Source organism: Clostridium sp. Marseille-P2415 (assembly GCF_900155545.1).
GTDB lineage: Bacteria > Bacillota > Clostridia > Lachnospirales > Lachnospiraceae > Lacrimispora.
Genome location: NZ_LT732526.1, coordinates 2,796,161 through 2,811,548 on the forward strand (window position 1 = coordinate 2,796,161; position 15,388 = coordinate 2,811,548).

A 15,388-nucleotide genomic window follows, 5' to 3' on the forward strand; every position below is an offset into this window, starting at 1 on the left:
GAATTTATGTCTTAAGCTTTCGGATGCGAATATTCTTGCGTTTTTTATAATTAGAATGTACAATATTTCATTATTATACTTTTATACAATAGAAAATATTTATGACCGCTGAATGGAGGAACGAACCTATGTATCAGACTTTTTTACTGGATATCGACAACACACTGTTAGACTTTGACGCCGCCGAGAAACGGGGATTGAAAAAGGTGATTGAATCCTATGGGGTAGAATATGACAGCGGGATGTTAAAAGAATATAAGAAATTAAACCGGAACCTCTGGGATCTGCTGGAGCAGGGGAAGATAAGCAGGGATGTGTTATTGAATACACGATTTGGCGAATTCTTCCGGCTTTATCAAATAGAAGCCAGCGGTACAGAGGCTGAGGCCCGTTTCCGCAGACTTTTAGGAGACAGCTCCGATCTTATTCCGAATGTGAAAGAAACGCTGCTACAGTTAAAAAAAATGGGAAAACAACTATATACTGCATCCAACGGCGTTTATAGCACCCAGATACAACGGCTTACCAACGCCGGAATCCATGATTTATTCGATGGAATGTTCATTTCGGAACAAGTGGGATATGAAAAACCGTCTCCTTATTTTTTCGAATATTGTTTTAACAACATTCCGGATTTTGAAAAAGAAAAGGCAGTCATGGTAGGGGACAGCATCTCCTCTGATATCAAGGGAGCTGCAGATGCCGGCATGGACTCCTGCCTTTTCCTGCGTTCGGAAAAACCGGTTCCTTCGAATGCGACCCATACAATAAGAGATATTTCGGAACTGATCAATTTAAAAATCTCCCCTCCAACGCCAGAAACTGATCCAGAATCATCCGGCTGACCCTGGCCCCGTACACGGCAGCCGGATGGGCCGGATAATACATGGCGTCTGAAAACTCCTTATGGAACATCACAATCACATAAGGTCCATAAGGGGTAAATACAATTCCCCCGTCATTTCTGCATGCATTCATGCTTCCGCTCTTGGAGGCTACGGAGATCAGGATATCATCCGTATTATCACTGTCCATATAAAAAGGAGGAAAATCCTTGGTAATCATGCTGTTATAATGCTGCTTCTTAAAAATTTCCAGCATCTGATGATCTGCCCTGGCACTGATAAGCTCCCCTCTTACAAGGCGTGTAAAAATGCCGGCATAATCCCTTGGTGTACTGGTTCCCAGCCTGTCATACCGATCAAAATGAATCGGGTTGTAAAGCACCGTGTCCCTGCAGCCGAGCTTTTCAATGCACCGGTTAACCGTATCCAGTCCCAGATAATCGATGATCATGTTGGTCGCAATGTTATCGCTGACGATGATCATGAAAGCAGCTGCATCCTTTACCCGCAGCACCGCCCCCGGCTCCAATGCCGCAAGTACCCCGCTTCCATCTGTCACATGCTCCCTTTTATATTCCATCATATCCTCAAGGCTTGCATTTCCCTTTTCCACCTGGTCAAACAGACAAGCCAGAATAAAGGTCTTGATCGTACTTGCGGTTTCAAACGTCTCATCCGCATGGACAGCGATCACATTACCATGAAAATCATCCAGATAAATTCCCATTTTCCCATCATAACTCATGATCTCTGCTTCAATCCGTTTCTCTAAAGTAAGTCTGGAATCCATTTTATCCAACCTTTCGTCCTGATTATTTAAAAATACTTCCCGATGCATACCAGCTTTCCGCCAGGTCTGGCCGGTAATCCTCTGCTTCGGGATTTAAACTGCTGATCACCACACCGCTGCTGCCAGCTTTTCCTGTTGAGTGAATATAGGCTCCATTTCCCAGATACATGGCAATATGCCCCGGAAAATACATAAGATCTCCAGGCAGCATTTCATCCTTTGGGATTTCATGCACCGGGAAGCCTGGTTCTATTTTCGCATCCCGGTAAATCAGGATGCCGTTTAAAAGATAGCTTTCCGAAGTCAGCCCCGAACAGTCAATGCCGGCAGTAGACCTTCCTCCCCAACGGTACTGGGTCCCTAAATACTGCTTTGCCGTCCGGATCACTGCTTTTCGAAAAGCAGCTTCATCCACAATCCTTTTCTGTGGAAGCTCATTTGTCCACAGTCCGGACTGGGAAAATTCCTTTTTCCTTAAATACTGGCTTCTCATATAGCCAATGCTCCCGTCCAGAAGCTCCACCCTGGCCCAGCCTTCCACTTCAGAATCAAAAGCCAGTACCTTCATCAGAGAGCCCCGGTACAGGCTTAAAAGCCGCACTCCCTGAACCGCCGGGACCGACAGGATATCCACGTATCCCCCATCTATTACCATAAGACCGCTCTGTTCCCAGTTCTTAAGCTCATCCAGATCCACAACAGCAATATCCTCTTCCCTGCAATAACCCGGATAATCATAAAACATCCTGACAGGATAAAATCCCTGCACCGGCTCTCCTATAATCATCAATCCCATACCATACAGTCCTTCATCCGCGATGGCCGACACCACGGTTTTCAACTTGTTTTCTTTGGTCTCTGCAGGTCTTTCCCATATGGTGACTATTGGTTCTTTTATTATTCCATACCGTTCCATCTCTACCTCCTGAAATCTGCTTTCCATCTGCCGGAAAACGTTTTATTCCGCCTCCCGGTGCATCAAGGGCAGCGTTTCCGACCGCTGCCCCTTTTTACTGCTATATTCAGTCTTAGCTCATAGTTTTCTTTTTCAGATATATTTATTTCTGTTTTGTTTATTTAATGAGCTGAATTCTATGTATTATTTTATATTTCTTTTCGTTCAAAAGAATGTTAGAATCAGAATAGAATCATACTATTTTTGAACTATTTACTTTATACATTTCATGATCAATATAATCAATAACAGTTTCAATCAGTTCTTCCAAAAAAGAAATTACAAATTTTTCGTTACTCTCAATATCTGAAATTGCGTCCATGCGAACTGCATCAGTAAATGAAACTGAACCATGTGCTAAATTATTCCTTTGAGTCTTAATACTATTTAAAATATCCGGCCTATAATTCCTACTGTTTGTTGATATCATAATTCCATGTGATTCAAAAGTTTGCCTTATAGATATCCCATCTAAATTTCCTGCAGGTAATGAACTTCTGGAATGTATATCTAATGTAACATTATCTATAATATTATCTATTATTTCTTCATTCTTTCTTAAAAATGTATTAAAATTTGCATTAGGATCATTTGTAGATTTGAGTATGTTTTTTCTCCATAAAGCACGTATACATTCATTGACATCAACATATGTAAGCCCATGTATCCGAATTTCGTCATAAATGCTATCCATTAAGTTTGTAATTGTGTATTCAATAATATTATAAATCATTAACGACACATTAGACTTAAGTATGTTTATTAGTGATTGATATGTTAAGCTAATTCTATCCTCTCCTTGATAAAAAAAACTTGAAAACTCACTTATATCGTCTTTCTTTGAAAACTCTTTTTTCTCAAGGAATTTCATCAATTCAATAAATTCTTCTATTTCTTTTTTTCTACTTTCATATGTATCCTTAAACGCAATCATTTATTCTCCCATAAGTAACTTATCTTTTACATACTGAATTCTTCCTATTAGTTTACTTTTATTATTCGCTGCATCTGATTTAGTTCGTTTGGAAAACTCATCTTCATCTATCCAAGAAGCATCCTTTACTTCTAAATCTGGCTTATCTTGAATAGCTAATGAAATTCCAATAGCTAATGCTTCAAATCTCGCTCTTGGAGTTGACTTGGAGGATATAGTTTTACGAAATCCTCTCGCTCCTAAAAAAAGCTCTGCGTAATCTAACATATTTTCAAATTTTTGTTTATAATCATCCAATATTTCTTTATTGGTTTCACAAGATTTATTCTGCTTATCAATATAATTATCAATATATTCCGTCACATTTCCATTGTAACCTATGAAATCATTATTGTAGTTATCAACATATGCAAAAAATCTTGATACTAACTCAAAACCTTCGTATCTATCCTCTGTTAATTTAGTTCTAGGAGCTAATTTATTAAATTTTTTATTTTTAACACACTCTTCCAAGAAGTTTTTAAATTCTCCCTCAAATGATCCCCTCCTTGTTTCTGTTGGAGTTGCTGGAATTCCTCCGGTATTGATTCTTTTAAAAATTTCCTGCCTAACTTTTTCAGTTGTTCCTTCTTCTAGAAATACTACACGTATATTAGTATTCAAAAACCTTCTTTGAATTGCAGGATCGAAATCCTCAAATTTAAATCCATTCGAGTCTGTTAGAATTTTCAAATCATTCAATTCTAAATCATTTTGTGCAAATTGTACTAATGTCTGAGTCCTTTGTGCTCCATCAACAATTTCAATTCTACCGTCATCTGTGTCTGCAAAAAACATAAAAGGAATAGGTAGTCCCATCAAAATTGATTCAATAAAGAAACACTTTTCTTTATCTCCCCAAATAAAATTTCTTTGATATTCCAAAGGTATATAAAAATTACCAGATTCATATTGCTGAATCAAATAGTTAATAACATAGTCCCTTGTATCAAATTTTATATCTTGCTTCTTTTCACTTATCTGTTGTGCCGATTTAATAACCTCAGATTCCAATTTCACAACATTTCCTTTCCCATTTTTCATATATACTCCTTCTCTTGTATTCATCTTATAACATCTGTAAATGTTGCTGAATACTAACACCAATCGCCCTGCCTAATTCAACAGGTACCGCATTTCCAATATGAATCCCCAATTCTCTTTTTATTGCAGGATGTTCCTCGTCAATAAATATGTAATCATCAGGAAATGACTGTAAAATAGCACCTTCTCTCAATGATATTGCCCTATTTTGTTCAGGGTGTCCAAAACGTCCGTTCCCATATCCATAAAACTGAGTTGTTATTGTCGGAGAAGGTTTATCCCATTCCATTCTTCCATACACTGATGGATAAGTTAAACCTGATTTCCTATTATGACAGTCTAAACGCAGATCATCACTCCAGTCTCTCCATGTTCCACCTGGAACAGACTGCACAATTCTCTGACGATTAATATCTGATAATGAACTTGATCTATGAAGGGAATCTCCCTCATAAATTTCGCCATCTCTAATTGCTGGTAAATTTCCTATAGCCATTCTAACCGTTGGATAATTTTCACTATTATATATAGGCGGTATCAAATGTATTTCTCCAAGTCTCGAAGCCAATAAAACTAATCTTTTTCTATTCTGTGGCACTCCATAATCCGGACAATAAACTACATTCCAATCAATAAAATATCCGAATTCCTCTAATGTATGCAAAAAGTCATTAAACACTTCTTCATTTACTAAATTGGGAACATTTTCCATTGAAACAATATCCGGCATTAACTCACGTATCAATCTTTCAAAAGAATATAATAACCGCCATTTGTCATCTATTCTCCCATTTTTTCTATATCTACTTGAATATCTTGAAAAGGGTTGACAAGGAGCACACCCAACTAATGCCCTAATACAGTCTTGTGGATAGAGTTGATTTATTTCCGAAGCCATAATATTTGTTACATCTTCATTTATAAAGCGAGTTTTATTATTCTTTTCATATGCAAACCGACAGCTTCCATCAATATCATATCCAGCTACCACATCTATTCCAGCCAATGATAATCCTTTTGTTAATCCGCCTATCCCACAAAAAAGATCAATCGCAACACACGGCATTAGTTTCACCTCCTTTTTTGTATAAAATACCAATATAATTTTATCTCAAAAAACATATCTGGTCAATGTAATTCTTTTATTAGCTGTAAAACATTTATTATTTTCTTCGTAATATACCAAACATGGCTGGCAGAATTGCATTTCCTAGTAATCTATTTTGAGAGCTTTGATTCTTCCTGACCTTGAACAATGGCTCTGCTTTTGTTACTGATAATGCCCTTACTCTTTGGTAGGGACATTTTCAATATTATCCTGCCATAAATACTTGTCACTGTCTAACATCCAGGTCATTGCTTTTAACATATCCAGACATTCATTTCGCATATCCTCTAGTCCAACCTTGGTAAGTAAGACTTTCGACTCTCAAACCGCTCGTTCACCTCATGGAGCGTTATCTGCATTTTCTGTGTCATTAGCAATTCCTGCACCAATTCATGAATTAATTCCTTCTTGCTAACCACATATACACAATTACAAATGCAGAAGCCATATGCAAAAAAGCAACGCTACAAGCCTTGATTTTACTGGGCTGTAGCGTTGTTTCTGTCTATTCAAACTCTGTACAATTTTCTATATTCCGCCTCTTCCTTCTTATTCGCCAGAACAAAATGTTCCGGCCTGATCTCCTGCCAGGAAGGCAGATCCGACGAATAATCGTGGACAGACGGGTCATAAACCAACAGCTTTTTTTCCTTCTCATGCTTTGGATCCGGCATGGGAATTGCGGAAAGCAGGGCTCTGGTGTAAGGATGGATGGCATGGGTGATCAGCTCCTCTGTTTCCGCCATTTCCACGATCTCTCCCTTGCGGATTACCGCAATCCGGTCCGTGATGAACCGCATCACGGAAAGGTCATGGGCAATGAACAGATAGGTGATCTGCCGTCTTTTCTGCATATCCGCAAGAAGATTTAAAACCTGGGCCCGTACGGACACATCCAAGGCAGAAATCGGTTCGTCGGCAATGACAAACTCCGGATTCATAATGAGGGACCGCGCAATTCCGATGCGCTGTCTCTGTCCGCCGGAAAATTCGTGGGGAAAACGGCATGCGAATTCCGGCAGCAGCCCAACGTCAAGAAGGGCCTGATCCACCCGCTTTTTCCTTTCGCTTTCGCTTAACCCCTTTTCTAAGTTCATCAGCCCTTCGCTTATGATATAATCCACCTTGGCTCTTTCATTTAACGAAGCCTGGGGATCCTGAAAGATCATCTGAATTTCCTTTATCACCTTCCGGTCCAGCTCTGCCGGGATCTTTCCGTTAATCTTCTGGCTTTTATAAAGAATATCGCCTCCGGAGCTGGGAATGATTCGCATAATAGCCCGGCCAATGGTAGTTTTTCCTGATCCGGATTCTCCTACCAGGCCAAAAGTCTCGCCCTTGTATATCTTAAAATTTACTTTTTTTACCGCCTCATATTTCTTTCTGCGATCTCCGAATGTCACATCCAAATCCTTTACATCCAATAATACTTCACGTTCCATCAGAACAGACCTCCATTTCTGATTTTGCGGACCACAGCCGGGGGATCCACCTTCGGCGCCCTGGGATCCAACAGCCAGGTCTTTGCCTTATGGGTAGGCGATACCTCAAAATAAGGAGGCCGCTTTACAAAATCAATGTTAAGAGCCTGTGGATTACGGGGGGCAAATGCATCTCCCTTTACCTCGGCATAAAGATTAGGCGGTGTGCCCGGAATGGAAAACAGGTCCGTCCCCTTTACTCCCACCTGAGGCAAGGAGGAAAGCAGAGCCCAGGTATAAGGATGCCTTGCATCGTAGAAAATATCCTCACAGGTACCGATCTCCACAATATCACCGGCATACATGACCGCTACCCGGTCCGCAATGTTTGCCACAACGCCCAGGTCATGGGTGATCAGAATAACGGAAAGCCTGTATTTATGCCGCAGTTCCTTGATCAGGCCCAGAATCTGGGCCTGAATGGTCACATCCAAAGCCGTAGTCGGCTCGTCGCAAATGAGGACCCGGGGATTGCAGGCAATCGCAATAGCGATCACCACCCTCTGACGCATTCCGCCGGAAAACTCATGGGGATATTGATGAAACCTCTTTTCCGGATCCTGGATCCCCACATCCGTTAAATATTGAAGCGTCCGTTTTTTTGCTTCCCCGCGGCTCACCGTCTGATGAAGCAGCACAGCCTCCATAATCTGCACCCCAATGCTCTTCAAGGGGTTTAGGCTGGTCATGGGATCCTGCATGATCATGGCGATTTCACGCCCCCGAATCTTCCGCCAGTCTTTTTCCCGCTTGATTGCGGTCAATACAATTTCCTTTTCGTCATCAGCCCCATGGTAAACAGTACTTCCGCCATCCACACAGCCGTTTCTCTCCAAAAGCCCCATAAAGGATTTGGTGAAAACAGACTTGCCGCTGCCGGATTCTCCCACGATTGCCAGAATCTCTCCTTTGTATAAATCCAGAGAAATCCCCCGGATGGCATGGAGAATCTTCCCCCTCAGTTCAAATTTAATATCCAGTTCGTTTACCTCTAAAATCTTCTCGCTGTTCATGCCGTCCCTCCTTAAACATGATTCTTCGGATCAGCGGCGTCTGAAAAGGCATTGCCGATGATGTAAAACGAAATGGTGACAAAAGAAAGAATGATCGTCGGATAAACCAGCTGGTACCGCAGAGCCGGGCTGGTAATTAATGCCCTTCCTTCGTTAATCAGGTTGCCGAGGCTTGGGATATTCACCGGAAGTCCCAGACCGATATAGGTGATGAACACCTCGTTTCCAATGGCAGCCGGAATGGTAAGTGCCATGCGCAGCATGATCACGGATACCAGATAAGGAAGCAGGTTTTTCACGATGATCCGGCCGGCAGGCGTTCCCAGACAGCGGCTGGCAACATTATAATCCCGGTCCCGGATAATGAGAATCTGATTCCGGATAAACCGGGCCATTTGTATCCAGCCGGTCAGACACATGGCAAAAACCAGAGTCAGCATACTGGGTTTTAAAATATAAGAAATCAAAATCAGAATAATGGTATTCGGGATATTATCAATGATGTTATAAACTTCCGTCAGAATGAAATCAGCCTTTCTCACATAACCCCAGATCACGCCAACGGTTATGCCAATGACCGCCTCTGCAAGGGCGACCGACAATCCGATGAGCAGAGAGGTCCTGGTACCCGCCCAGATCCTGGCCCACAAGTCCTGGCCGATGGAATTGGTGCCCAGAATAAATTCTTTTCCCGGAGGTATGTTGCGGAACTGCATTCCGCCTGCATCATTGATGATCCTATTGGGATCGTACTGCCCCGGCAGATAGGGCTGAATAAACGTAAAGGCCAAAAGCAGGATCAAAAGCACCAGAAGGATGAATGCCCCACGGTTCTTTAAGAAGGCATGGAACGTGCTGTTCCAGTAGGAGTAATTGCTGTATCCCGTTTTCTCCACTTCTGACTCATTAAATCCGGCAAAGGAAAACAGTTCCGCTTCTTCCATATTTTCCATGAATTCCGCTTCTTTTGAATGGCGGTAAGAAAACTGCTTCATCATCTGTCACCTTCCTTCTTTCCCAGGCTGATTCTGGGATCTAACAGCACCATGAGCAGATCGCCGGACAAAAGACCTAACACGCCCACGCAGGCATAGAGCAGAACAATGCCCTGAACCATGGTATTATCATGCTTTTTAATGACCGTAACAAGCAGTCCTCCCATTCCCGGAATGCTGTATAAAGATTCAATATAAATCGATCCGATTACCGTATTTAAAAATGCGGTCGGTATGTATTGGGCCAACGGTACAAAGGCATTGCGGAAAATATGCTTAAACATTACACCGCCCTCAGACATGCCCTTTGCCCTGGCTAACTTTACATAATCCTTATTGCTTTCATCCACCATATAGCGCCTCAGCCACATACCGTAGAAGGCAAGGTTGCCAAGAGACATGGAAACGACCGGAAGGACCCAGTACTTGGGGTCATCAATCTGGAACAAAAGGCCCACATCAAGCATCTGGGTCCCGTAAAGCTGGATATACAGAAAATAAACCGCAGCCGGCACCGCCTGGATGCAGACGATAAAAAGAGTCCCGATCTTATCGAACCATCTATATTTATAACGCGCCATCAAAGCCCCCATCGGAAGCCCCGCAAAAAGCGATACGATCATGGACCAGATGCCCAGTTTAATGGAGACCGGAACCTTATCCGCCAGAATATCAGATACCGGCACATTGGAACGGTAGATCCTGGACACACCTAAATCACCGTGAAGCAGATCTTGAAAGAAATGAATGACCTGAACCGGAAGGGGATCATTAAGCCCCATCTCCTTTAAGCCCACCTGTATCTGCTGAGGTGTCATCTTGTCGAAATTTTGGAAATACCCCTCAATTGGCATGAGACGAAGCAGGCAGAACACCACGGTCAGAATAATGATAAGCGTAAGAAATGAGCGCGCAATTCTTTTACCTAAATACTTTAACATCAGTTTCATGGCTCCTTTGTGTTTTCTTTTTAAAAATACTCTCGGAAGAAGACGTACGCTCCGGTACATCCTTTTCAGACGGTATTTTTCCGCCGGGCCATGGCCTTACGGTCCAATGGTCCGGCGATCAATACTACTGTTTATTTCGCATTTGCCTCCCGGTTGGCCTTAAACTCATCCATGGATACATAATGATCCAGAAGATGCTGGCCTTTGTACCGAAGGTTTGATACCCCAAACGGCGCATACTGGCCTTCAAATACATCCAGCTTGTCAGAAACGTATTTGCTGACAGAAATGCTGAAGGGCAGAACAAAAGCATGGTTTATTAGGCTTGCTTCTGCTTTCGCAAATGCCTCATAACGGGCATTGATATCCACCTTAATATCCTTGCCGGTCTCTACCAGAGTAAAGTACTCCAGAGCAGCCTCTGCGGAAGGGGTCCCCTCTTCAATGGCCTTTGCGATATTTCCGTATTTGTATCCCGGATCATATCCTTCCTCGCCCTTTGACTGGTAGAATGGATCGGTCCAGGTCTCAGGATCCGCATAATCAGCGCCCCAGTTGCATTTCATTAATGCGAACTTGCCGTTCCGGCGTACTTCCGTTAAGAATCCATCTGCAGGGCCGGCCTCAACAATGATATCGATGAAATCGGAGCCCAGCAGGCTTTCCATCTGCTGCTCCACTACCTGGCATGCCTTATCCCAATTGACTTCGGATGGGTTATAAGGCATCAGAACCTTAACAGGGAACGTAACGCCTTCAGCCGTCAGTTCTTCCTTTGCCAGGTCACGGTATTCTTTAGCCTTTGCCTCATCAAAGGTCTGCCCCAGCGACGCCATATCGCCGACCGTCGTATAATCCGCCCCATCTGCATTGAATGTAAAATTAGCCGGTGTAATGGAATTGATCACAAAATCATCGGGAGTACCCGGCTCCAGAACAGCTACCTCTTTTGTCTTATTTAAGCCTGAGAATAATGCCTTACGGAAGTTTTCATTGTTCACCGCCTTTTTCCAGTTCTCCGGCTCATACGCGGCATCAAACTGTGGATCAAAATTAAAGCAGTAGAAATAAGAATAGCTGGTCTTTGGCCGCTCACGGCTGATTAAATTCCTGGTTTCTTCCCCATTCATCCAATCATCCAGAATATCAGAGGAAATTTCCGCATAATCTGCTTCCCCACGCTTTACCATTTCAGGTCCTATGGTATTGTACTCCGCATTGTATATCCACTGCATTTCATCAAGGTAAACCATATCCGCATCATAATTTAAAAGATTCTTCTTATAAATCTTCTTCTCCTGGGGAGAAAATTCTTCCAGGTAAAAAGCACCGTTGTAATACATCTTATCTGCGCCGGTGGCGAAATCCTTTCCCAGTTCCTCAAGCTGAGGACCGTAGGCCGGCATATATACCACATAAGCCAGGGAGCTTAAGAAATAGGGAACCTCTTTTTCCAAAGTATAAGTAAGGGTATGGTCATCCACTGCCTTTACGCCTACCTCGGAAAAATCAATGGGCTCCCAAACCTTGCCTTCCTCATCGGCACCGCCATTATAGGCCAGCCCATTATAATAGCTCTCAGCATTGGCAATCACTCCAAACAGGTTCTGCACATTGGCACTCTCATACTCCGGATTCAGTTCATATTTCATGGCATCTACGAAATCCTGAGCCGTCACGTCTGCAACCTCAGCCCCTGTATTATCCACCCACTTGGCCTCACGCAGCTTTAAGGTCCATGTCAAAGAAGCCTCATCATAACTCCATTCCGTGGCAAGTCCGGGCTTAATCTGCCCCTTATTGTCATATTCAATTAAGGTATCAATACAGTTTGCCGCAGGTCTTTGGTCTTCCGTTGTCGCGGAAACAAGATAATTCAAGGTCGTAACCTCTGCTCCATACAGTCTGGTATACACCGCCGGCTTCCCGCTCTCCGCCGCTCCGGTTTCATTTCCTGCGGCCTGGGAACCGTTTCCCGCTATTTTTTTCCCACCGCAGCCGCTCAATGCTGTGGAAGCAACAAGAACTGCACATAGCATTGCAGCCATTAATCTTCTTCTTTTCATAAATCCTCCTTCATTTTCCTAATATTCTAACCCGTGCGGGATTAGTGCCTTGTTAAAAATCAGTCATAAAATGCCGGAACCCCGCTGATTCCCATTCCGGGCTCTTCGTTCATAAGAATCTTAGGGCCATCAAAAACAGGGCCTCCGATATAAGGGTCCTCCCTGCAAAGAGATGGGCCATCTAAATCTGCCCGGGTGATGATTCCCTTCCCCGCAGCCAAATGTGCCGCTGCGCTGACTGCGATCTTGCTTTCCAGCATACATCCGATCATGCATTCCACTCCAAAGCTTTCCGCAATGGAACAGATTTTTAAGGCTTCATAAATACCTCCGGTTTTCATAAGCTTAATATTTATAAAGTCCGCCGCGCGCTCCCGGATAATGCGTATGGCATCCTCCGGAGAAAACACGCTCTCGTCTGCCAGGACCGGCGTATGTACCTGACTGGTTACAAACTTCATCCCTTCAAAATCATGGGCATTTACCGGCTGTTCCACTAAATCCATCTCAATTCCCATATCTTCCATGGACCGTATAATCCGAACCGCCTCCTTTGCCGGCCAGCCCTGATTGGCATCAATACGAAGCTTGATATCCGGCCCCACCGCCTGACGAATAGCCTTAATCCGCTCCACATCCTTACTGCCCTCTTTCCCCACCTTGATTTTCAGGATATGAAAGCCTTGTGCCACAGCCTTTAAGCTGTCAGAAACCATCTCTTCAATATCATTGACGCTGATGGTTAAGTCTGTTTCAATCTCTGCCCTTCTGCCGCCTAATATCTTATATAACGGCTTATTGCAGGATTTTGCAAAAAGATCATAAACAGCCATATCCACCGCAGCCTTGGCCGAGGTGTTCTTTAAAATGCATCCATGAAGCTTCTTCATGATCCCGTCCAGATTCTCAATCTCCATCCCGATCAGATTGGGGGCAATAAACTCCTCAATCGCACAGCGGACCGAGCCCTTGGTATCTCCTGTGATCACCGCTGTAGGAGGCGCTTCTCCAAATCCGGCCTGTCCATCATCGGTTGTGATCCTCACCACAATATCATTTACGCTGTCCACGGTCCTAAGCGCTGTTTTAAACGGTGTCACCAGCGGAATGTTGACCTCCGCCGTTTCTATCTTTACAATTTTCATTCCGGTTCCCCTCGTTTTCCGAAGCCTCTTTATTGACCTCACAATATAAATCCAAAGAAATCTCAGCCATGACCCTCTCAAAAGCCGGAGTATCCGTCTCATTTCCGCAGAAACAGACCAAAAACGGCTTTTTACCATAAATAATCCCTGCGTCATGGGTGATCCCTGTATCCTCCCCGGTCTTATGAGCGATCTCCGGCTCTTCCGGAAGAGCCTGGAGATAAAATGGAATCTTGCTGCAAAGCTGCTGGTTTTTTAAAATTGAGATCATCTTATCACTGGCCTGCCTGCTGATCAGTGTTCCGTCATACATCATTTTGAAAAGCCTGCCTGTTTCAAACGCAGTTATGTAGTTCTGGATCCCCCGGCGGGACCTTAAAACGTCGTACATCTTTCTCTGGAGAAGCGTCTGCTCAAAGCCAAGAGCTTTGATCGTTCCATTGATCTGCTCCATTCCCAGATAATCAATCAATACATTGGCAGCCGTATTGTCACTGAAAATAATCATTAATGTGACTAAATCCATCGCCGTTACCAATATTCCGTCATGAAGGTAGGTAAGTGCCCCGCAGGATGGAACGCAATCCTCTCTTTTTATGGAAAATATTTTCTCCGGATCCAATAGTCCCTGTTCCATTCTTTCAAAAATCGCCGCCATAACAAATAATTTGATGACGCTGGCCGCCATCACCGGTTCCTTTTCGTGATAAGAAATCACATCTCCTGTCTCCAGATTCTCATATAAAAAACTGATTTTTCCCGGAAGCCGTTCCAATTTCCTTATAATTTCATCTCTCATAAATATTCGTTAAACTCCCAGCCGGCCATACTTGACAACCTTATATAAAAAAAGAGGCACTGCACCTACTGTCTACAGCCACCTCGTCGCACCTGATTCTAAACTTTTCTAAAGTTCTATGTATAAGTATAATAAGTTTTTGAAAAAAATCAAGCTATAATTTAAGCAAATGCAGCCATCCGGCGAAAAAAAGACGGGTTGCAATTAAGAAAATTATGACATTTCCTTTATTCTTTTTCATGGCTGCACTTCTGGCATTATTTTCTTAAGTTTTCCGTCAAAATAGAAGAAAAAAAGAACAGTTTTTATAAAAATGACAAAAACTGTTCTTTCCATGCGTCGGACAAGATTCGAACTCGCGGCCTTCTGGTCCGTAGCCAGACGCTCTATCCAACTGAGCTACCGACGCGTTGTACTATATACATGAGTTAATATACACCTATTTCTTATATTTGTAAAGTGGTGGATTTCACTTATTATAAAAATTCCTGCCATTATCCTATCCATAATTTGTAAAAGCCGTATCATGGCAGAAGTGGACAGCGTGTTCGGCGGCCACCCCTGACTTTTTATTCTAGTCAGCAACCACCAGTTCAACTGGTGGTTTGATATTAGCCCTAATAAGGGCTTTCTTACTGCTCGCCCAATAGGGCGGTGTCGCAAGCATCCTTACTGGTCCGCTAAAAAGCGGTACTTCTCATGTCTTCCTTGCGCGACTCTTCTGCTTGCTCTTTAATGTATTTCTGTACTGCTTCATCGGTTATATTACCAATGGTTTCTACATAATATCCTCGCGACCAAAACGCTTTATTCCACTTACTCTGCAATTCTGGATGTCTATCATAAATCATCAGCGTACTTTTTCCTTTCAAATAGCCCATGAAACTTGATATACTAAGCTTCGGCGGAATTGCTAAGCTTAAATGTACATGATCTACGCATACTGCTCCTGCTATTATTTCTACATTTTTATACTTGCATAGCGTACCAAGTATTTCTCGTACATCTTCTTTTATTTGTCCGTATAGTTGCTTTTTCCGATACTTTGGAATAAATACTATGTGGTACTGGCATTTCCATCTACTGTGTGATAAACTTTTATTGTCCATTGGGACTGCCTCCTATTTTTGAGTTTGGCTTGCGACACCATTCTCATTTTATCATAGGAGGCTTTTTCGTTATATCCTCACCGTTTCCACTTACACTATTCTCCCCAGCATAGCT

Annotated in this window: 14 protein-coding genes and 1 tRNA gene; 1 reads left to right on the forward strand and 14 read right to left on the reverse strand. The window is 42.9% G+C overall.

Annotation, left to right across the window (positions count from 1 at the left end; all coding sequences use genetic code 11):
- The first annotated feature begins 128 nt into the window (after nucleotides 1–128).
- On the forward strand, nucleotides 129–845 hold the full coding sequence (locus BQ9856_RS17685) for a YjjG family noncanonical pyrimidine nucleotidase (protein ID WP_077612215.1): 717 nt from the start codon (nucleotides 129–131) through the stop codon (nucleotides 843–845).
- On the opposite strand, the gene BQ9856_RS17690 is transcribed toward BQ9856_RS17685, so the two are convergent.
- The 14 genes from BQ9856_RS17690 to tnpA all read right to left on the reverse strand — a co-directional run bounded on the left by BQ9856_RS17690 (nucleotide 790) and on the right by tnpA (nucleotide 15,273).
- Nucleotides 790–1,683 (reverse strand): serine hydrolase, encoded by an 894-nt coding sequence (locus BQ9856_RS17690; RefSeq protein WP_328587255.1) that lies wholly within the window; start codon nucleotides 1,681–1,683, stop codon nucleotides 790–792. The genes BQ9856_RS17685 and BQ9856_RS17690 overlap by 56 nt on opposite strands.
- Nucleotides 1,658–2,551, reverse strand: a complete 894-nt coding sequence (locus BQ9856_RS17695; RefSeq protein WP_235839245.1) for a C40 family peptidase — start codon at nucleotides 2,549–2,551, stop codon at nucleotides 1,658–1,660. The genes BQ9856_RS17690 and BQ9856_RS17695 overlap by 26 nt, the downstream gene beginning before the upstream one ends.
- A 232-nt stretch (nucleotides 2,552–2,783) precedes the next feature.
- On the reverse strand, nucleotides 2,784–3,524 hold the full coding sequence (locus BQ9856_RS17700; protein WP_077612217.1) for an MAE_28990/MAE_18760 family HEPN-like nuclease: 741 nt from the start codon (nucleotides 3,522–3,524) through the stop codon (nucleotides 2,784–2,786).
- On the reverse strand, nucleotides 3,525–4,607 hold the full coding sequence (locus BQ9856_RS17705) for a DUF262 domain-containing protein (protein WP_159442027.1): 1,083 nt from the start codon (nucleotides 4,605–4,607) through the stop codon (nucleotides 3,525–3,527). It abuts the gene before it with no gap.
- Between the two features lie 25 nt (nucleotides 4,608–4,632).
- Nucleotides 4,633–5,673: a DNA cytosine methyltransferase gene (locus BQ9856_RS17710; protein WP_077612219.1), complete on the reverse strand. Its 1,041-nt coding sequence runs from the start codon at nucleotides 5,671–5,673 to the stop codon at nucleotides 4,633–4,635.
- 551 nt (nucleotides 5,674–6,224) lie between these two features.
- Nucleotides 6,225–7,157: an ATP-binding cassette domain-containing protein gene (locus BQ9856_RS17715; RefSeq protein WP_077612220.1), complete on the reverse strand. Its 933-nt coding sequence runs from the start codon at nucleotides 7,155–7,157 to the stop codon at nucleotides 6,225–6,227.
- Nucleotides 7,157–8,209 carry an ABC transporter ATP-binding protein gene (locus BQ9856_RS17720; protein WP_077612221.1) on the reverse strand — a complete coding sequence of 351 codons (1,053 nt, stop codon included), beginning with the start codon at nucleotides 8,207–8,209 and terminating at the stop codon, nucleotides 7,157–7,159. Before BQ9856_RS17720 ends, BQ9856_RS17715 begins: the two co-directional genes overlap by 1 nt.
- An 11-nt stretch (nucleotides 8,210–8,220) precedes the next feature.
- Nucleotides 8,221–9,207: an ABC transporter permease gene (locus BQ9856_RS17725; protein ID WP_077612222.1), complete on the reverse strand. Its 987-nt coding sequence runs from the start codon at nucleotides 9,205–9,207 to the stop codon at nucleotides 8,221–8,223.
- Nucleotides 9,204–10,145 carry an ABC transporter permease gene (locus BQ9856_RS17730; protein WP_077612223.1) on the reverse strand — a complete coding sequence of 314 codons (942 nt, stop codon included), beginning with the start codon at nucleotides 10,143–10,145 and terminating at the stop codon, nucleotides 9,204–9,206. Before BQ9856_RS17730 ends, BQ9856_RS17725 begins: the two co-directional genes overlap by 4 nt.
- 140 nt (nucleotides 10,146–10,285) lie before the next feature.
- Nucleotides 10,286–12,220 (reverse strand): peptide ABC transporter substrate-binding protein, encoded by a 1,935-nt coding sequence (locus BQ9856_RS17735; RefSeq protein WP_077612224.1) that lies wholly within the window; start codon nucleotides 12,218–12,220, stop codon nucleotides 10,286–10,288.
- A 59-nt stretch (nucleotides 12,221–12,279) separates the two neighbouring features.
- On the reverse strand, nucleotides 12,280–13,365 hold the full coding sequence (locus tag BQ9856_RS17740; protein WP_077612225.1) for a dipeptide epimerase: 1,086 nt from the start codon (nucleotides 13,363–13,365) through the stop codon (nucleotides 12,280–12,282).
- Nucleotides 13,307–14,164 carry a serine hydrolase gene (locus BQ9856_RS17745; RefSeq protein ID WP_077612226.1) on the reverse strand — a complete coding sequence of 286 codons (858 nt, stop codon included), beginning with the start codon at nucleotides 14,162–14,164 and terminating at the stop codon, nucleotides 13,307–13,309. The genes BQ9856_RS17740 and BQ9856_RS17745 overlap by 59 nt, the downstream gene beginning before the upstream one ends.
- A gap of 335 nt (nucleotides 14,165–14,499) precedes the next feature.
- Nucleotides 14,500–14,573 (reverse strand) — tRNA-Arg (locus BQ9856_RS17750).
- Between the two features lie 271 nt (nucleotides 14,574–14,844).
- A complete protein-coding gene (gene tnpA, locus BQ9856_RS17755) occupies nucleotides 14,845–15,273 on the reverse strand; it encodes an IS200/IS605 family transposase (RefSeq protein ID WP_077609580.1) in 429 nt (142 codons plus the stop codon).
- Between the last annotated feature and the right edge of the window lie 115 nt (nucleotides 15,274–15,388).